The 19,462-nt window shown below is 71.4% G+C and carries 10 protein-coding genes; 4 read left to right on the top strand and 6 right to left on the bottom strand.

All coding sequences use genetic code 11. The features are described from left to right. Positions 1-14: 14 nt before the first annotated feature. From IT306_03520 to IT306_03505, 4 genes are read right to left on the bottom strand one after another with little or no spacing between them, the layout of a single operon-like run. The gene (locus IT306_03520; GenBank protein MCC7367464.1) at positions 15-899 is read right to left on the bottom strand and encodes a 4'-phosphopantetheinyl transferase superfamily protein; all 885 of its coding nucleotides are present in this window, start codon (positions 897-899) and stop codon (positions 15-17) included. Beyond that, positions 896-1,156 (bottom strand): hypothetical protein, encoded by a 261-nt coding sequence (locus IT306_03515; GenBank protein ID MCC7367463.1) that lies wholly within the window; start codon positions 1,154-1,156, stop codon positions 896-898. The genes IT306_03520 and IT306_03515 overlap by 4 nt, the downstream gene beginning before the upstream one ends. Continuing rightward, complete coding sequence (locus IT306_03510; GenBank protein ID MCC7367462.1) at positions 1,153-1,638, bottom strand: 2-oxoacid:acceptor oxidoreductase family protein; 486 nt, start codon at positions 1,636-1,638, stop codon at positions 1,153-1,155. Before IT306_03510 ends, IT306_03515 begins: the two co-directional genes overlap by 4 nt. Next, positions 1,638-3,536 carry an indolepyruvate ferredoxin oxidoreductase subunit alpha gene (locus tag IT306_03505; GenBank protein MCC7367461.1) on the bottom strand — a complete coding sequence of 633 codons (1,899 nt, stop codon included), beginning with the start codon at positions 3,534-3,536 and terminating at the stop codon, positions 1,638-1,640. Before IT306_03505 ends, IT306_03510 begins: the two co-directional genes overlap by 1 nt. Positions 3,537-3,849: 313 nt before the next feature. Between IT306_03505 and IT306_03500 the strand changes: the two genes are divergently transcribed. Next, positions 3,850-5,550, top strand: coding sequence for an FAD-dependent oxidoreductase (locus IT306_03500; GenBank protein ID MCC7367460.1), 1,701 nt, complete (start codon positions 3,850-3,852; stop codon positions 5,548-5,550). A gap of 19 nt (positions 5,551-5,569) precedes the next feature. Here the strand turns inward: IT306_03500 and IT306_03495 are convergent, their stop codons facing one another. After that, positions 5,570-6,652, bottom strand: a complete 1,083-nt coding sequence (locus tag IT306_03495; protein ID MCC7367459.1) for a methyltransferase — start codon at positions 6,650-6,652, stop codon at positions 5,570-5,572. A gap of 260 nt (positions 6,653-6,912) precedes the next feature. Here IT306_03495 and IT306_03490 point away from each other — a divergent pair, with 260 nt between their 5' ends. The 3 genes from IT306_03490 (at position 6,913) to IT306_03480 (ending at position 16,631) form a co-directional block, all read left to right on the top strand. After that, positions 6,913-7,293, top strand: coding sequence for a hypothetical protein (locus tag IT306_03490; protein ID MCC7367458.1), 381 nt, complete (start codon positions 6,913-6,915; stop codon positions 7,291-7,293). Between the two features lie 96 nt (positions 7,294-7,389). Further along, entirely contained in the window at positions 7,390-13,995 is a 6,606-nt protein-coding gene (locus tag IT306_03485) for an SDR family NAD(P)-dependent oxidoreductase (protein MCC7367457.1), read from the top strand. After that, positions 13,992-16,631, top strand: a complete 2,640-nt coding sequence (locus tag IT306_03480; protein ID MCC7367456.1) for a PfaD family polyunsaturated fatty acid/polyketide biosynthesis protein — start codon at positions 13,992-13,994, stop codon at positions 16,629-16,631. The genes IT306_03485 and IT306_03480 overlap by 4 nt, the downstream gene beginning before the upstream one ends. On the opposite strand, the gene IT306_03475 is transcribed toward IT306_03480, so the two are convergent. Continuing rightward, a complete protein-coding gene (locus IT306_03475) occupies positions 16,567-19,461 on the bottom strand; it encodes a hypothetical protein (protein ID MCC7367455.1) in 2,895 nt (964 codons plus the stop codon). The two genes, IT306_03480 and IT306_03475, sit on opposite strands and share 65 nt — an antisense overlap. Position 19,462 lies beyond the last annotated feature (1 nt).

Below are 19,462 nucleotides of genomic sequence, written 5' to 3'. Positions count from 1 at the left end.
CGACGCCGGCCGGGTCAGGATACGCACACATGGCTGTCTGCTCCCGTGGTTCCCGCGGGCTGGGCCGGGCGACCGTCCAGCAATGGCGTCGTCGTGAAGCGTCGAAGCACGAGGTCGTGGGTCTGTCGGCGGATGGCGACGGCGCAGCGATGTCTGGCCGTCAGGCTCAGGATCCGGAGCTGCCACGAAGCGGGGTCGTCCTCGATCCCCGGGCCGAAGGAGATCCCAATGCACGGCCCGTTCGGCCCGTTTACGTGGCCGGGTCCGCCCTCCTGAAGCGAGAGTGTGAACTGGTCGAGCGGCAGGTGCAGCCCCAGGCCGCGCGCCTTGATGTACGCCTCTTTGAGGGTCCAGATGTCGAAGAACCGGCTGGGCTGGGCGGCCAGCGGCAGACGTCGCAGCCGATGGACCTCGTCAGACGAAAAGTAGCGGTCCGCGATCTCGACGGTGGCGCTGTTCCGCGCCGTGTCCTCGACATCGACGCCGATCTCGCGCTCGGCCGCCACCAGGCAGACGATCATGCCATCGGTGTGCGACAGGTTGAACGACAGCCCTGTCTGTGCCATTGGCCCCGCCACGAACGGTCGGCCGAACGGCCCGGCCGCGAACTCCCAGGCGGCCGGCTCGACGGTCGGGCAGTAGGTCGAGAGGACCGTGCGGACCAGCGCCCGGGTGACCAGATCCTGCCGCCGGTGCCGCTCGAAGACGAAGCGCCGGTTGCGGGCGCGCTCGGCGGGCGAGAGCAGGGCGTCGTAGGCGGCGAGCAGATCGGCGCCTGCCGGCGCGTCTGGCGCTGTCTGCCAGAGATGGGCTTCGCCGGGCGGCAACGCCAGCGGCGGGCCGGGCCAGGTCGGCCGCCACGCGACAGGGCGCGAAGGCGCCGGCGGCCGAGCGGTCATCGGCGCGGGTAGTTCTTGTTCAGCCACTCGATCAGCCCGCCAATCTGCGAGTGCTGGCCCGACAGCTCGTCGATCAGCCACTCTTCCGTGGGGATGCGCCGCCCGGCGACCCGGTCGATGGAGGTTGCCAGCTCGATCAGTTGCCGCGAGCTGAGGCCGAGATCGTGCATCAGGGACAGTGAATCGTCCAGCTCGACGCCGCCCACCTGCGGCGCGGCCCGCCGCAGCGCATCGAGCAGCGGCTCGCGCCAGCTCACCGGGCCACCGTCCGCGTGCGCGCCCCGAGCGGGATCGCTCCGGCCTCGATGGCCGCCTGCACCACGCGCCACGGCGCGCTCGCCGCCGCGTCCACCAGGGTCAGGGCTACCTGGAGGTCGGCAGCGAGCCGCATCACCTCCTCTGCCGTGGGATACCGTGTGGCCGCGCCGCCCCAGGAGTCCGGCGGTACGAGCCGCGCCGTCGAGACGAACGCGGCCTCGCCGGGCCGCAACACCTCGAAGCCTCGGACACCCTCCAGCAGCTCGAAGGCGATCAGCACCGAGCGGGCGTCGTCGGCGCACCCTGGTCCCGGCTCGTCGATGTCGAGCGTGGCGAAGACCGCCCCGCCGCGCTGGGCCATGCCGAAGACCTCGCGGCTCGTCAGCGAGACGCCGGCGTCCGCCGCCCGCCGCCCGAGCATCGACACGATCAGCGGCAGCGACTGTCCACCCACCCCGCGTAGCTGCACGGTCGTCCGCATCAGCGCGCGCCCAGCCCGAACGGCTCTGGCACGAGCGCGCCCTCCGGGCAGACGTCCGCGCACAGGCCGCACCCGACGCACACGTCCACGTCGATGATGCACTGGCCTGCCGCCGAGAGCGCGATGGCCGGACAGTGAATCCGCGTGACACAGTCGCCGCAGCCAGTGCAGCGGTCAAGGTGGACGCGCGGTCGGCGGGGCTGCTTCGGGACCGTCAGCGCACACGGGCTGCGGGAGATCAGCACCGAGACGCCGTCGGCGGCCAGCATCCGACGCACGGTAGCCTGAAGCTCCCTGGTTTGGAACGGATCGACTACCGCCACGTCTCGAACACCGGCTCCCAGCGCGAGCGCGTACAGGCGCGATGACTCGGTCTGCTGCTGGCGGATGGCTGCCTGTCCGCCTGTCATCGCCGAGACGTCGTTGTCCAGGATACAGACAAGCAGGGACACTCCCTGCTCGACGGCATTGAACAGGCTCGGCAGACCGCTGTGCAAGAACGTTGAGTCGCCGATCAGCGCCACGGACGGAACGCCGCGCAGGGCCATCCCGGTCGCCACGCCCAGGCCCGCACCCATGCAGAGCACCACGTCGCCGACGTCGATGCCGCTGCGAGCGCCGAGGGTGTAGCAGCCGATGTCTGACCCGATGAACGGCCGTTCGGGAAGTCCTCGGAGCACTTCGGTCAGGCCGTAGTAGAACGCCGTGTGTGGGCAACCGGCACAGAAGGTCGGGCCGCGCCGCAGCAGGAGGTCAGCCGGGAGCCGGATCGGCGGTCGGTAGCTGACGCCGAGCAGCTCGGCCAGGATCTCCGTCATCCGGTCCTCGTTCAGGGGGCCGTGCCGTGGGAAGAGGTCGCTGCCCCGCACGCGGGCGCCCAGTCCCCGCCGGTGGACCGCGACAATCGTCTGTTCTTCGAGGATCGGATCGAGCGCCTCGACCACCACGATCTCGTCGTACCGCGCGGCGAACTCCGCGACACTGTCCTCCGCCAGCGGCCAGGGCATCAGCGTGCGCCAGGAGTCGACCGCCACCCCGAGCCGCCTGACGGCTCGCTGAAAGGTCGGGTAGCTGGCGCTGGCGACCACGAAGGCCCGTCGCACGGGCTGGTGCGGGCGCGAGCCGTTGACCGATGGCCGCGTGCCGTCGCCGTGTGCGCCGGGCAGATGGTGCTCCGGGGCGCGCCGCTCCACCCTGACGAACGCCGCACTGCCCGCGAGCGCCCGCGCCTGCTCCAGCCGGTCGAGGGCTTTCGGGCGGTTTGCGCGGGAGATGGCCGGCAGCAGCACGAACTCCATCTCTCGGTGCGGCGGTCGTGGCTCGGGAACCTTGGCCGGCGTCTCCGCTCCGGCGAACGCCATCGTCAGGCTGCTGTAGGCCAGGTCGTCGGTCACGCGGAGGATCACCAGCGCGCCAGTCCGGCCGGACACCTGCACGGCAAGGTCGATGGCGGTCGGCAGCTCGTCGACGCTCGCCGGCTCGATGCAGGGCACGCCGATGAACCGGGCCAGTTGCCGGCTGTCCTGTTCGGTCGAGCTGCTCTCACACGACGGGTCGTCGCCCACCAGCAGGAGCAGCGGCGCTTTGACGCCCGTGTAGGCCACGCCCATCACCGCGTCGAGGGCGACGTTCAGCCCAACGTGCTTCATCACGCAGGCGGCCGGCTGCCCTGCAAGCGCGGCGGCGGCCGCCATCTCGAATGCCACTTTCTCGTTGGTGGCGTAGCGAAACTGGACCAGACCCCGCTCGCCCAGGAGCCGCAACTCCTCGGCCACGCCGACGACGGGGCTGCCAGGATACGACGTGGCGACGACGCAGCCGGCCCGCACCAGCGCGTGCGCCATCACGCGCGTCGCCGGCCAGAATGCGACGGGCAGCTCCTCAGCGGGGATCGCCAACGGACGCCTCCGGAACGACGGTCGGAGTGGCAAGCTGATGACGAGCAAGGCCGCGCGCGGCCCCTGCTCGCAGAATGACACGAGAGCATCCCCGCTGTACAGTGTCCAGCCGCTCATTGCAGCTGTCTGCTGGCGAACTCCCGCCCGGATCAGGGGCGGACGCGACCCGGCTGCGGGCTATCCCGTGGCGGACCGAAGATCGTGGCGCGGCGCGTACCCGCGCGCCCCGCCAGGGTGCGTGACGATTCCAGCAGCGTCCCCAGCACGGTTCGCTATGATGGGGGAGCGGAACCAGCTGCCGTGCGGGGGCCAGATGGGCGCAGAGGGCGAACAGGCCGGGCTGCCAGCCGCGCAGATGGACGTGGCCGATGCGCTCGACCGTCTGCGGGCTGTCGTCGGGGCGGAGCACGTCCTTCAGCAGCCGGCGCAGGTCGAGCCGTACTCCTGGGACACGCTCCCTGAGGTGACGCCGCCGCTGGCCATCGTTGCGCCGGCCAGCGCCGAGGAAGTTCAGGCGGTCGTGCGTATCGCGCGGGCGGCCGGGCTGCCGCTCTGGCCGGTCAGCCGGGGCAAGAACTGGGCCTACGGCGCGGCCACGCCGAGCCTGGCCGGTACCGTCGTCCTGACGCTCGAACGGCTGGATCGGATCGTCGAGGTCAACGACGAGCTGTGCTACGCCGTCGTCGAGCCGGGCGTGACGTTCGGGCAGCTCCAGGAGCACCTCGAACGACGCGGCGGTCGGCTCTGGGTCGACCCGACCGACAGCACACCGCACGGCAGCGTGATCGGCAACGCGCTCGACCACGGCATCGGCTCGACGCCGTACGCCGACCACTTCGCGAACCTGTGCGGCCTCGACGTGGTGCTCCCCGACGGTCAGCTCGTCAGCAGCGGCGGGCGTGGAGACTCGACGGTCTTTCACACCTACCGGTGGGGCCTCGGACCGACCCTGGACGGGCTGTTCGGCCAGTCAGGATTCGGCGTCGTGGTGCGGGCCGGCGTCTGGCTGATGCCGGCGCCGGAGTCTCACGTCTTCTACGTGCTGGAGCTTGACCGCGAGGACGCCATCGCGCCGGCCGTCGACGGGCTGCGCCGCCTGCTGCTCGAAGACCGGGTACGAACGCAGGTGCATGTTCTCAACGACATGGCTCGGCTGGCGCTGGCGATCCGCTGCCCGCATCCGCTTGGGGCGGACCGCACCTCGCTCAGCCAGGGCGAGCGCCACACACTCTGCCGGCAGCACGGGATCGCTCGCTGGTCGGCGTCGGGCGGGCTGTACGGGTCCACGGCCCAGGTCCGCGAGCAGCAGCGCGAGCTGGCAGCGACGATCCGGCCCTACGGCCGGGTGAGGTTCATCGACGCCCGCCGCCTGCGGGCGGTCGAGCGGCTGTTGGGCGGCATCCAGGCGCTGGCAGCGCGGCCGCTGCTCGGGCGGCCGGCCCGGGGCCTGGCGCGGCGACTGTTCGGCAAGTCGCTCGACGTGATGGAGGCGATGCCGCACGCGTACGAGCGCTCGCGTGGCCGTCCGACCTCGCACTTTCTCCGCTTCGCGTATTACAAGTCGAGCGGCCCGCTGCCGCCCGACGAGCTGCTCGACCCGGCCCGTGACGGCGGCGGGCTGATCTGGTTCGCGCCGAGTCTGCCGTCCACCGGCCAGCACCTGACCGCCGTGCTCGATCTCTGCCGGCCGCTGTTCGAGGAGCACGGCTTCGACTTCTCGGCGGCCATCATGGGCCAGAATGCCCGGACGATCTCCCTGGTGATGGGGATTCTCTACTACAAGGACGACCCTGCCGAGGCTGCCCGCGCCGCCGCGCTCTATCGCCGCCTCTGCGACGTGACCGCCGACGCAGGCTATCCCCGCTACCGCGTCAGCGCGCCGCGGCAGCCGCACGCGCTGGACGATGTGCCAGCCTACCGGGCGGTGGTCGAGCAACTGCGCGGGGCGCTGGATCCTGGCGGCATCCTCGCGCCCGGCCGCTACGGCGTGGGTCGGCCAGCGGCTGGCCGATAGCCGGGTGTCGCGAACGCTTTCAGGCGCGGACGGCCTCGATCAGCGACATCTCGTTCGGCGTCGGCAGCACTCGCGTCAGGCGCAAGCCGGCCGCCTCCAGCAGCGCGCGGTACTCGTCGGACGTGCGCTCGTGGCCGCCCTCGAACAGGACCATCATCTGCACATCCAACATTCTGGCGTCGCCAGGATCGTTGCCGGTCGGCATCGTCAACTCGACCAGCACCAGCCGGCTGCTCGCCGACATCGCCGCCCGGCACACCGTGAGGATCTCGATGGCGCGGGCGTCGTCCCAGTTGTGGATCACCGACGACAGCAGGTAGACGTCGGCGCCGGCCGGCGCCGACGCGAAGAAGCTGCCGCCCACCAGCTCGCACCGCGCTGCCACATCCGAGGCAGTGACGTGCGAACGGGCCGACTCAACCACGTCGGGGAGATCGAGCAGGACGCCGCGCAGCCCCGGATTGGCCCGCAGCACCGCCGTCAGGACCGTCCCGTACCCGCCGCCCACATCGACCACGGTCGACGCGTCGGAGAAGTCGTAGCTGGCGGCGGCGACCGCCGCCTGCCGGGCGTAGGCCTCGATGTGCTGGCCGAAGACCTGAGCGTCCGACGGGTGGTCTCGCAGGTAGTCGTACAGCTCGCGGCCGAATGCGTGGCGGAACCCCGACTCGCCGGTTCGGACAGCGTGTTCGAGGTTTCCCCAGGCGCGCCGGTGCCACTCGGAGCCGATCATCAGGGCGATGCCGTGGACCGACTGCGGATGGTCCCGCCGCAGGCACGCGCCGAGACGTGTCGTGCGGAAGCGCCCCTGCCGGTCCTCCGAGAACAGCCCGAGGCCGACCAGCATCCGCAGCAGCCGACGCAGCGCCTCCGGGTCAGCGCCGATCTCCCCTGCCAGGGCCGCCGTCGATCTCGGATTGCCGGCCAGCCGGTCCGCCAGGTCGAGCCGGGCGGCGACAGCCATCGCCTGCGAGACCCAGGCCCCCGTCAGCCAGATCGTCGGCAGGCGGGCGGACCTGCTCTCGGCAAGCAACGCCCGCCCGACACGGCCGGCCGCCGTGCTGATGAACGCGCGTAGTGTGGACGCGCTCCGTTGAATCACTGGCGACCGTCCTTCCTCAGGCCGTGTTGCAGCCTGACGCGGAAGGCCATGATAGCGCCGGCCTGTTGTCAACTGAACACGCCGACAACGGATGAGATTCGTGTGGACCGCTGCTACAATGGCCCTGCGGCTCCGAGACGTCGCCACCATTGCGGCAGGATCCCTGAGCGAAGCTCGCGAGACGCAACGCAGAGGCCTACGGAGTATCTTGAGGATTTCTCCGCCGGATTGACGGCGTCGCGCAGGGGGCGCAACGAGCCATGACGGAGTACGTCCCGGAGCTGCTCAACGAGCTAACCCGCACGGTCATCACGACCCGGAACGCGAACCCATCCTCGGCGGCATACGACGACGTGGTCCTGCCAGCCTGGCGGGCATGCGAAGAGCTTCGTGCCGTCATCAAACAGGATCAGCAGGGCGTACCCACGCTCGAACAGATGCGGTTCATCTACCGCAATGTGCTGCTGATGCTCGCGACCAAGATGGCGCCACCAGACGAGATTCGCAGGCGGCTCGACGAGGTTTTCGCGCGGTGCGAACGTGGGGTCTACCCTGTCGATCGCGCGGCCATCGAGGCTGACCCCGGCGACAACGCCGTTGTCGCCACCCTGTCATCATCCGCGAATCCCGCTGCTCGCTAGCGCCGCGACTACGGGCTGATACGCACGCGAGATCGGTCGCCACGCCGATATCGTACTCGTGTTGCCTCGCCTGCTGACCGCTCGGGGAGATCAGTGATGCCATCGCAGAACGGTGACGCCAGCGTCCACCGCGCCCGGCCCATGAGCGCCCGCGTGTCCCAATCAGATGTGGTTGCCTGGATGCGCGAGCACCTGGCCCGGCTGCTCGGCGTCGCGCCGGACGACCTCGATCCGCACGAGAACTTTCTCGATCTCGGCGTGGACTCGGTTCAGGCGATGGCGTTGCTCGAAGTCTTGGCGACGGCGCTGCACGAACAGTTCGCGCCCGAGGTCTTCTTCGACCATCCGACGCTCACGGCGCTGTCGGACCATCTGCTGGGGGCGTATCCCGAGCAGATCGGCCACCTCGTTCAGGCTGCCCAGCGGGAGCGGGCCGCGTCTCCGGCGAGCCTGCCCAGCCTGCCGGAGCTTCCGAACGAGCCGACGCTGCCTGCCACCGCTTCGAACGGCCACGACGGCCACGCGCCAGCGGCCCAGCCGGTGCAGGCCGGCGCGCCGGGCCAGCGCCCGAGCAAGACCATCGACATCGCCATCATCGGCATGGCCGGGCGGTTCCCGGGCGCATCCGACCTCGACCGCTACTGGGCCAACATGCGCGACGGCGTCGATGCAATCACGGACGTGCCGAAGGATCGCTGGGACATCGATGCTATCTACGACCCCGACCCGCGCGCGCCGGGCAAGTCGTACCTCCGCAAGGGCGGCTTCCTGGACGACGTCTACAGCTTCTCGCCGCTGTTCTTCCACCTGTCGCCGCGCGAGGCCGCGTTCATCGACCCGCAGCAGCGGCTGTTCATGGAGATCGCCTGGGAGACCATCGAGGGGGCCGGGTACGGCGGCGCGAGCCTGCGTGGCAGCCGCACCGGCGTCTATGTCGGCGTCAGCTCCGGCGAGTTCCTGCACTCGATGATCACCCGTCAGTGCGAGATGGCCTCCTACGTCGGGACCGGCAACAGTCCGTCGATCATCCCGAATCGCATCTCGTACTACCTGAACCTGCGCGGCCCGAGCCTGGCGCTGGACACGGCCTGTTCGTCGTCGCTGGTGGCGATTCAGCTCGCCTGCGAGAGCCTGGCGCGCGGCGAGACCGACTACGCGCTGGCCGGCGCCGTGGCGCTGACGCTCCACCACGGCAAGTGGGTCTACTTCTCGAAGGCCGGCATGCTGGCCGCCGACGGCCACTGCAAGACGTTCGACGCCGGCGCCAACGGCTACGTGCCGGGGGAGGGCGTCGCAGCCGTCCTCCTGAAGCCGCTGCACGCCGCCCTGCGTGACCGTGACACGGTCCACGGCGTGATTCGCGGCATCGCCGTCAACCAGGACGGCCGCACCAACGGCATCACCGCGCCCAGCCCCCGCGCGCAGCGCGAGCTGTGCCAGGAAGTCTACGAACGCTTCGAGATCGACCCGAGCACCATCTCCTACGTCGAAGCGCACGGCACCGGTACCCCGCTCGGCGACCCGATCGAGGTGTCGGCGCTGACGCAGGCGTTCGGGCAGTTCACGGACCGCAAGCAGTTCTGCGGCATCGGCTCGGTGAAGACCAGCATCGGGCACCTGGAGCCGGTGGCGGGCGTCGCCGGACTCTGCAAGGTCTTGCTGTCGATGCGGCATCGGCAGCTCCCGCCGACGCTCCACTTCAACGAGGTCAACCCGCACATCCATTTCGCGGAGACGCCGTTCTACCTGGTGGACCGTCTCCAGCCCTGGCACTCGGACGGGCCGCGCCGCGCGACCGTCAGCGCGTTCTCGTTTGGCGGTGTCAATGCCCATATGGTCGTCGAGGAGCCGCCGGCGGCGGTCGCCTCGCCGGTGCGCGGGCAGCCCCGCGATGTTGAGGTCGTCACGCTGGCTGCCACGTCTGACACGGCGCTGGCCGCGATGGCCCGCCGCCTCGATGAGCATCTGGAGGGCAACCCCGCCCTCGCGCTGGCCGACGTGGCGTTCACGCTGAACGTCGGGCGCGAGCACTTCGACCGCCGCCTCGGGTTGGTTGCCGACTCGATTGCCGGCCTGCGCCGCGATCTCCGGCGCGCGCCCGACCTGATCGCATCCCTGGGAGCGGCTTCCGATGGCCGCCGTCGGCGCAAGGTGCGGCAGCCGGCTTTCGCCTTTGGCGGCGGCGCGGCCGATCCGCAGACCGTGCGGACGGCGGCCCTGCTGCTGGCCAGCGAGTACCCGCAGGCGAGCGCCCTGTTTGACGAGGCGCAGACGCTTGTGGGGGCGCTGACGCCGGGCGCGACGCTGCTGACGTTCCAGGTGGCGCTGGCGCGGCTCTGGATGCGCTGGGGACTGGAGCCGCAGGCGGTGACCGGCGCTGGCACGGATGGCATCGCGGCGGCGATTGTGGCCGGGGCCTGCACGTTCGAGGCCGGCCTGCGGCAGGCCCAGGCCGGCGCGCGCAGCGTCGTCGCGGATGGCGCGGGGACGGTCCCGATCCAGCCAGCCGGCAGCCTCACGGAAGATGACTATGTCGTCATCCCCGTCGAGCCGGGGCAGGCCACGCTACGTCACCTGGCCCAGATCGCGGCCGGGGCGTTCCAGGCCGGGCTGGAGCTGGACTGGCAGGCGTGGCACGATGGCACTCCGGCCGGCCGCGTTCCCCTGCCGACCTACCCGTTCGAGCGGCAGCGCATTCTCCCGCCAGCGACGAACCCGGAGCTGCTTCAGCAGGCTGCGCTCGGGAAGGCGCACGCTGGCTCCTCGCTGCCAGGCGAGACGGCAACCGTCGAGCCACCAGCCGCGACGCGCCCGCACGCCGTGCGAATCGAGCACCGCAACGGCTCGGCGCAGACCGGGCAGGTCGATCTGGTGCTCACCGACGCCGAGGGCCGCGTCCTGAGCCGTTTCAGCAACGTGGCGCTGACCGGCGACTTCGTGGCTCTGGGGAACGGCACGAACGGCGCGGCGGCTCAGTCGCCGAGCCTCCCGCCCCTGCCGGATGGCGTCCTCCACGAGATCCGCTGGCGACCCAGCCCGCTGCCGGCTGGCGGCGTGGTTCCGGCAGGCTGCTACGTCGTGTTCGTCGAGGATGCGGCCTCGGAAGCGGTGGCGCAGGCACTCGCGGCTGCCGGCGGCAGCGTCGTTCGGGTGACGCCCGGCCCCGAGTTCGCGGAGGATGGCGCGGACCGCTTCCAGCTCAACCCGTTCGCGCCGGGCGACCACGACGGGCTGGTCGTCACGTTGCAGGAGCGCGGCCTCAAGCCGACCTTCGTCCACCTCTGGGCCTGCGAGCCGCGTCGGGACATCCTGGGCGAGGCGGACGCCGTCGAGTCCCGACTTGCGCGCGGACCGTACAGCGTATTCGCGCTGATCCGGGCGATCAGCCGGCGACGGCTCGGCGGGCCGCCGGCGCTGTTCGTCGGCTCGACCGACGGCCAGCCGGCCGCTGCTGGCGTCGTCCGCCCCGAGCATGCCGCGCTGTTCGGCCTGATGCGCTCCATCAGCCAGGAGTACGCGCAGCTTCGGACGGTCCATATCGACCTCTCGTCCGACGAGCCGCCAGCCCAGGTCGCGGCGGCCGTGCTCGGCGAGGTGGCGGGTGGCGGCCAGGACCGCTCGGTCGCCTACCGCGATGGGACGCGCCTCGCGCCGGAGCTGGCGGCGCTCGATCCCGCGCCCGCTGCCGACGGCATCCGCCTGCGCGAGGGCGGCGTCTACTGGATCACGGGCGGACTGGGCGGCATCGGGCGGCTGCTCGCGCGGTCGCTGGCCGAGCGTTACCGCGCCAGACTCGTGCTGTCAGGGCGCACCGTGCCGCCGCGCCGTGACCGCTGGGACGCCTACCTGAGCGGCGCGTCCATCGACGACCCGATGGCCCGGGCGATCCGGGACATCCAAGGCATCGAGGCGGCGGGCGGCGAGATCCTGATACTCGACGTGGACGTGTCCGAGACGTGGCAGACGCGCCGCGCCCTGCGCCAGATTCTGGAGCGGTTCGGCGCGCTGCACGGCGTCTTCCACGCGGCCGGAGTGGTGCGCGACAGCCTGATCCGCAGCAAGGATCTGGCGACCTTCCGCGAGGTCTTGCGCCCGAAGATCCAGGGGACGCTCTGCCTGGAGCGGGCGCTTGAGGGCCAGCCGCTCGACTTCCTGGCGCTGTTCTCCTCGGTGGCGGCCATCGCCGGGAACATCGCCCAGAGCGACTACTCGACGGCCAACGCCTTCCTGGACGGGCTGGCTTGGAGCCGCCGGACCCAGGGCCGACCGTACGTGACGCTCAACTGGTCGCTCTGGGAGAGCGGCGGGATGGGTACCAGCGATTTCATTCAGGACGCGGCCCGCACGCGTGGGATCGTGCCGATCCCGTCAACGGTGGGTGTCCACGCGCTGGAACGCGCGCTGGCGCTCGGATTGCCACAGGTGGTGATCGGGCAGTTCGAGCAGAAGGCGATGCAGCGCGGACTGCCGGCGACGGGTGTGCCGCGCGAGAGCACCGGCCGCCCGACGACGGTGTCGTCGTCCCAGACTGGGACGCCTGAGCGGCAGATGGCCGCGCCGCCAACCTCGCACGCTGCGCCGGCGCCAGCACCTGAGGTGACAGGACCACCGCCTCCGGCTTCCACGTCCGTCCCTGACGTGCCGCCTGCCACGTTTGTCCCGGTCGCTCCGGTGGGCGCGCCACCCGCGCCGGTCGCCGCTGCCGTGCCAGAAGAGGCCGGGGCAGCCGACGCCGACCTGCGCGAGTTCGCTGAGGACTGGCTGCTCGGGCTGCTCGGGCCACGCCTGGGCGTCGCCACCTCAGACATCGACCCTGAGACGCCGTTCCTCGATCTCGGCATCGACTCGATCATCGCCGGCGAGGTCGCGCTCGACGCCGGGTCGCAGCTGCCGGTGGCCCTGTCGCCGACCATGCTGCTCGACTACCCGACGATCACCGACCTGGCCGCCTTCCTGTGCGACCGGCACCCCGGCGACGTGCAGGTGCTGCGGCACGCGCTCGGGAAGGGGCCAGCGCCGGGCGCTGCGCCGACAGTGCTTGCCGCGGCAACCCCGGCCGCCCCGGCCCTTGACGCACCGGCAGCAATCGGAACGAGCATGGCGACGCCGCCGGCCGCTCCATCCGCATCCGCGAACGGGCACGCCGCCGCGCCGCCGATCTTCGAGGCTCCAGCCCCGCAGGCCGTGCCGGCCGAGGTGCCGGTCCTCCTGACGCTGTCCGCCGAGAGCGAGGCGGCGCTCGGGCAGCGGCTGGCGGATCTCCGTGCCGCCGTCCAGACGCCTGACGGCCGGTCGCTCGATCAGATGGGCCGCGCGCTCGGTCGCTCCGACCAGCCGCACCGTGCCGCCATCGTCGCCCGGAGCCGCGAGGATCTGGCCCAGAAACTGGCAGCCCCGGTTCAGACGGTGGGCGTGGTTTCTGGCATGAACCGCCCGAAGATCGCCTTCACGTTCACGGGCCAGGGCGCGCAGTACCAGCGCATGGCCGAGCGGCTCTACCAGACCGAGCCGATCTTCCGTCAGACGCTCGACCGCTGCGACGCGATCCTAGGCCCGCATCTCGACCGGCCGCTGCTGGAGCTGCTCTTCCCGGCCGATGGCCGCCCGCGGCCCCTGGAGCAGACCGTCTACACCCAGCCGCTCACCTTCGCGCTGGACTACGCCCTCGCGCAGCTCTGGCGAGCCTGGGGCATCGAGCCAGATGCCGTCATCGGGCACAGCGTGGGCGAGTACGCGGCGGCCTGCGTGGCCGGCGTCTTCTCCCTGGAGGACGGCCTGCCGCTGATCGCGCAGCGCGCCCGACTGATGCAGGAGCTGCCGGCGGGCGGCGGTATGCTGGCCGTACGTGCCGACGAGGCGACGGCTCGCCGGCACGTGCGGATCGGTTCGCGGGTTTCGGTGGCGGCCCTCAACAGCCCGTCGAGCGTCGTCCTGTCTGGAGATGCAGCCCAGCTCGACGCCATCGCTGCCGCCCTGCGCGAGGACGGCGTGCAGTCGGTCCGTCTGGGCGTCTCGCACGCGTTTCACTCGGCGCTGATGGAGCCGGTGCTCGCGCCGTTCGAGCGCTGCTTCGCGGGCGTCAGGCTGCAGGCCCCGCGCATCCCGCTGATCTCGAACGTGACCGGGCGGCCGGCCACCGGCGACATCGTCGATCCCGAGTACTGGCTGCGACAGTTGCGTCAACCGGTCCGCTTCTCCGAGGGCATCCGGAGCCTGGCGGCGGCTGGGATCACCGTGTTCCTCGAAGTTGGGCCGGCCGCCACGCTGACGGGCCTGACCCGCGAGACGGTCGAGGCCATCGGGACGATGGGTGACCGCCCGCTGATGCTCTCAAGCCTCGTGCGCGGTCGCGACGACCGCGAAGCGATCCTGGCGGCACTGGCCGAGGTCTGGGTGCGCGGCGCGTCCGTGAGCTGGGCGGCCGTCGATGCCGTCCTCGGTGACCCGTCAGCAGTGGATGGCGCGCCGTACACGACCCGACCGGCTGCGCCGCGCACGAATGGGCGCGCGCACGAGGCTGCGCCAGCCGCATCGTCGCCGCCCTCCGACGTCCCGCTTCCGAACATCCTGTTCGAGTCGCGGATCGACCATGCCCGTGTGAGCGACGCCCTGCGTGGCCTGCGCGAGGGGACGATGTCCGTCTCTGAGGTGCTGGCGCGGGTGCGCTCCAGCACGGGCGGCGGCGCGGAGGGCGACCGATGACCGCCACCGTCGCGCCGCCAGCCGACCTCTCCGAGCGCCGCTCCGAGCTGTCCGGCGCGAGCGTCCTGCTGCGCCATCACCGGATTCTCGACGTGCAGATCCTCCCCGGGGCCGGCTTCGTGTCGCTGGCCATCGGCGCGGCGACGGCCCACGGCGGCGGCGCGTGGCAGCTCCAGTCGATTCGCCTGCTCCGGCCGCTGCCGCTGCAGCCCGACGAGCGCGCCGAGGTCTGCGCGTCTGCCGAGCGCCGCCCCGACGGCACGCTGACCGTCCGCGTGCGGAGCCATCCGGCCGGCGTCGACGGCGGCTGGGTCGAGCATGCCAGCGGCATCGCTGCGCCGGTCGAGCCAGCCGGGCGGGCGACGCTCGACATCGCCGCGATTCAAGCGCGCGCAACGAGTGTCGCGGAGCGAGCCGAGGTCTACCAGGTCTACGGACTGTCCGGCATCATGCTCGGGCCGGCGTTTCAGGTGATCGAGCGAGCCTGGATCGTCTCGCAGTACGAGACGATAGCGGAGGTGCGGCTCGGCGAGGGCGCGCAGGCGGCGCTGCCGGGGCATGCCTTCAACCCTGCCATGCTGGACGGCTGTTTTCAGGCGACCTACGGCGTCGTGCTGCCGCGCATCCTGGCCGAGCTGCCAGCCGAGGGGTCGTCGCCGCGGTGGACGATGGTGCCGTACCGGATCGCCAAGCTGGTCGTCCACCGGCCGCTGCCGGCACGCGTGTTCAGCCACGTCCGCCTGCAGGAGCAGTACCCGACGCGCGACCTGTCGTCGGTGACGGTGGCCGACGAGCAGGGACAGATCTGCCTGACGTTCGAGCTGCTCTCGGTGCGGATCGCCCTGGCCGACGTGCTGCGGGCGGCTGAGGACGCCTCGGCCACGCGCCGCTCGGCCGACGAGCCGGTCGCGCCCCCAGCGATTGGTCCCTCCGCGCCATCGTCCATGCATTCGTCTCCGTCGGACGGCGCGCCGCCGACGTTGAAGCTGGCCGCTCTGCCTCCGCGGCCCGCGCTTCCCGAGTCGCTGCCCGTCTCCAAGACGCCTCCTGTTGCCCAGCCGCCCGCATCCTCCGCTCAGACGTCAGAGCAGCTTCAGGCGGTTCTCGACGACGTGCGGGCTCCGGTCCTGGTGTTCCGAGGGGCCGCCGGCCTGCGCCTGGTCAGCGACGGCAACGCGCCGTCCGATGGGGGCCGCGCCAGCGATGCCACGGATGAGCTGCTGGCCTGGGCGCCGGCCCTGCCGCCGGAGCGGCTGGGCCACCCGGCGTTCGCCCGCACCCACGGCGTCCGCTACGCCTACGCCGTCGGCGAGATGGCGAACGGCATCGCGTCCGAGGCGATGGTGGCGGCGGCGGCCAGGGCCCGGCTGCTGGCGTTCTTCGGGGCCGGCGGCCTGGAGCCGGGGCGGGTCGAGCAGGCGATCCACCGCATCAAGGAGCTGGTCGGCCCCGATGCGCCGGTCGGCTTCAGCCTGCTCCACGACGTGCACGACCTGCTCGGCTCGCAGAAGGTCGTCGATCTGTACCTGCAGCACGGCATTCACTGCGTCAACGCCTCGGCGTTCATCACGTTGACCGCGCCGGTGGTGCAGTACCGCGTGACGGGCCTGCATCAACGGCCGGACGGCGAGATCGTCGTGCCGAACCGGATGTTCGCGAAGATCTCGCGGGCCGAGGTGGCGCGGCGCTTCCTCGAACCGGCGCCGCCAGCCCTGGTCGCGCAACTGCTGCGCGAAGGCCGCATCTCCGAGCGCGAGGCCGAGCTGGCCCGCCACATCTCGATGGCTGACGACATCACCGCCGAGGGCGACTCCGGCGGCCACACCGACCGCCAGGTGCTCAGCGCGCTGCTGCCGACGATCCGCGCCCTGCGCGACGACGTGGCGGCGCAGTTCGGCTACCACCGCCCGATCCGCGTCGGGGCGGCCGGCGGGCTGGGCACGCCCGAGGCCGTGGCCGCGGCGTTCGCGCTCGGGGCCGACTACGTGCTGACCGGGTCGGTGAATCAGGCCTGCGTCGAGGCCGGTACGTCGGGGCTGGTGCGCGAGATGCTGGCCGAGGCCAGCTCCAGCGATGTGGCGATGGCCGCCGACGCCGGCTCCTTCGAGATGGGTTCACAGGTGCAGGTGCTCCGGCGCGGCACCCTGTTCGCGGCCCGCAGCCAGCGGCTGCTGGAGCTGTACCGTCGCTACGGCACGCTGGCCGACATCCCCGAGCGCGAGCGCCAGCAGCTCGAAACGACGGTGCTCAGGATGACCCTGGACGAGATCTGGCGCTCGACCGAGGAGTTCTTCAGCCGGGTCGATCCGCGCCAGCTCGAGCGGGCCGCCCGCGACGAGCATCACAAGATGGCGCTGGTGCTGCGCTGGTATCTCGGCCTCTCGTCGAAGTGGGCGCAGCAGGGGCTGGAGGATCGGAAGGTCGATTTCCAGGTGTGGTGCGGCCCGGCCATGGGGGCGTTCAACACCTGGGCGCGCGGAAGCTTCCTGGAGGGTCTCGACCAGCGAACCATCGTCCAGGTGGCCGAGAACCTGATGCATGGGGCGGCGATGCTGACCCGCCGCCAGTGGCTCACGGGGCAGGGCGTGCCGCTGCCGGCCGCGACGCTGAACTACCGTCCGCGCCGCTTCGACTGACGGCATCGCCCGCGCCGCTTCGACCGAAACCGCTGCTTCGACTGACGCCATCGCTCCTGCTGGCACCGCTGCGTCGCCGGCCCGGTCGGCCTGCCACCAGCAGCAACCCGCCGAAGATCGCCGCGCTGGCCGCCACCCCGAACGCATATATCGCCGTTGCAGCGGCAGTTTTCAGGAACGGCACGTACTCGAGCTCGACGGTCGTTGCGCCGGCCGGCACCAGGATGCCGCGCATCACGAGGTTGGCCGCGGAGACCTGGGCCGGCTGTCCGTCCACGCGGGCGTGCCAGGCCGGGTGGTACAGCTCGTTCAGCACCAGGAAGCGATCCTCGCCCAGCGGCGTGAGGCGCACGCTGACGCGGTCGCCGTCGAAGCGGGCATCTACGGTCCCCTCCGTGGCGAACGCCCGCTCGGCGTTCCACCCTTCGACCACAGTCAGCGTAGCTGGATCGGTGACAGGCGGATCGCGCGGGGCTGGGCGTCGACCGGTGTCGCCGGGGAAGCGGACCGGCTCGCCGGCCGGGCGGACCCGCGCCGCGAAGAAGGCGCGCGGCGTGACCGGGAACGGGTTCTCCACGATGGTCAGCCGGGCAGGGTCCAGGGGCGGCGTGCGTCCGCCCGGCGCCGGGTTGAACCAGAGCGAGCGATCAACCACCACCGCGTACTTGACGTTCAGGGCCGCCAGCAGCCGCCACGGCAGCCCGTAGAAGCTGTGCGCCTGATAGAGATCGAGATGGTGCGCATCCACCATGCTCTCTTCCCAGGGCAGGGCCGCCAGTCGGCGCGGCACGCCGGTGCTGTACCCCTCCACCAGCCGCAAGTCCCAGAACCCAGACAGGTGCGGTTCCGGCAGGGCCAGGAACTGCTCGCGATCCTGAATCAGCACCGACCGGTACTGGCTCACCTCCAGACGGGCCTGGAGGGTCGCCCGCTGCGCGGCGCTCGGAAGCTGCATCTCACGCGGAGCCACCTGCAGATAGTTCAGCTCGGCGAACGGGCGCGGCTGCCGGGTGACCTGCGGTCCGTTGAGCCGATGATCGGTCATGGCGACCGTCTCCAGGCCCATCCAGACGGCCAGCAGCCCGCCGAGCAGCGGCAGCGCGGGCCGGCCGCCGCGCACTGCCGCCACGACGCCGGCCATCGCGACCACCACCACGACGGCGCTGGTCAGGACGCGGACGACTTCCTCGGTGACCAGTTGCTGGGGTCGGGCGCCGGTGAGGATCGGGCCGAGCGACTGCGCCGCGACGAGCGCCACCAGCTCGCGAGCCGCCCAGAGCGCGCCGCCAAGCAGGAGGCCAATCGTCAGTAATCGGGTGTCGCGGAGGCACGGCCGCCGGGGCAGCAGCGCGTTCAGCGCCATCGTTGCGAGGATGGCGAGCGGCAAGGTCATGGCGACGGAGATCCGCGAGTGCAGGAAGTCCATCCGCATGAAGCCGTGGTACAGGAGCAGCCGCGCCTCGGGGATCAGGATGGCGGCAAGGCCGAGCGTGGCGAAGCCCAGGAAAAACGGCACATCGTCGTCGCCGGGCACGCGGTCGGCTGGACGATGCTCCGTCTGCGCCGTATCTGCGCGGCGGCGCGCGAGCCACCACGAGAGCAGCCAGGCCGGCAGGCCGAGCAGCACGGCGTTGACGACGACCGTCCGTAGCTCGCGCGAGGGGAACGCCAGCCCCCGCAGCCCGAGCGACTGCATCTCGTAGAACGGCCGGAAGTACAGGTTCACGCCGACCGACACGACCACCAGCAGCGCCACGGCCCAGGCCCGGCGGCTGACTGTCGCGCCGAGCAGCCCGAACCCCAGCACGACGACGGCCGCGCCCTCGGAGCTGAGCAACTGGACGCCCTCATGGGTGTTGATCCGCTGGCCGCGCAGCGCGTTCTGCTCGCCCTGCGACCGCCCGAGCAGGCCGTCGCCGAAGTAGCGCAGCCCCTCGATGGAGGTCGTCTGGAGGTTTTCGGATGTCCGGACGACGAACGGGATCTCGGCGGCGATGGTGATGACGCGTGGCGTGCCGAGGATCACGCCGCAGACAAAGGCCAGGCCGCCCAGCAGCACCGGCCAGCGAGTGCGAAGCCGGACACTCCGATAGAGAGCGTACGTTCCCCACAGCAGCCCGACGTAGGCGACCTCTTGCAGGATGGTGAAGAGCACCAGGAACGACCAGATCCCCGTCATCGCGAGGAACGTCCAGGCCGCACGCGAGCCATCGCCACGGCGCACTAGCCCGAGCAGCAGCGGCGGCGCGACCATCGCCAAGAACGACAGGTCGAGCTGGGTCAGCTTGTGGATAAGGTACGACCCGGTTCCGTAGAGCAGCGCGCCGACGATCCGCCCGACCACACTCGTCGTGTAGGCCCCGAGCAGCCAGTACGCCGCCGACATCGCGGCGAACAGCATCAGCGCCGCCAGCACGGCGAGCGCGTGGTACACCTCGGCGCTTCCCAACAGGGCCAGGATCCGCGGCAATGGCGTCGCGCCGGCCAGCAGCCAGTGCAGCCCGACAATGCTCGCGCCCATGAACTGCTGCTCGCTCCAGGTCGGCACGCTGCCGCGCGCCGCGAGCGACGCCAGCTCGAAGGCGCGGACGTTCAGAACGGTGTTGAGCCGGTCCGAGTCGCCGACAAACGTCCAGCCGCCGAAAACGCTGAGCCTGAAGAGGCCGAGCGCCGTGACCAGGAAGAGCAGGTGGGCCAGGATCGCGGTACGGTGCGCGGCGACCGGTCGGGCGCGCAGGTCTGGTGGCGGCGGATCAGCCGCCGCGGCGAGAGCAGGCGGTGCGACCGCATCAATCGCGCGGATGTCCTCAGATCCTGCAGCGGAATCCACC

The organism is Chloroflexota bacterium (assembly GCA_020850535.1).
Taxonomy (GTDB): domain Bacteria; phylum Chloroflexota; class UBA6077; order UBA6077; family JACCZL01; genus JADZEM01.
Note: the sequence above shows the minus strand (reverse complement) of the source record. Positions and strands in the feature narration are given on the sequence as shown.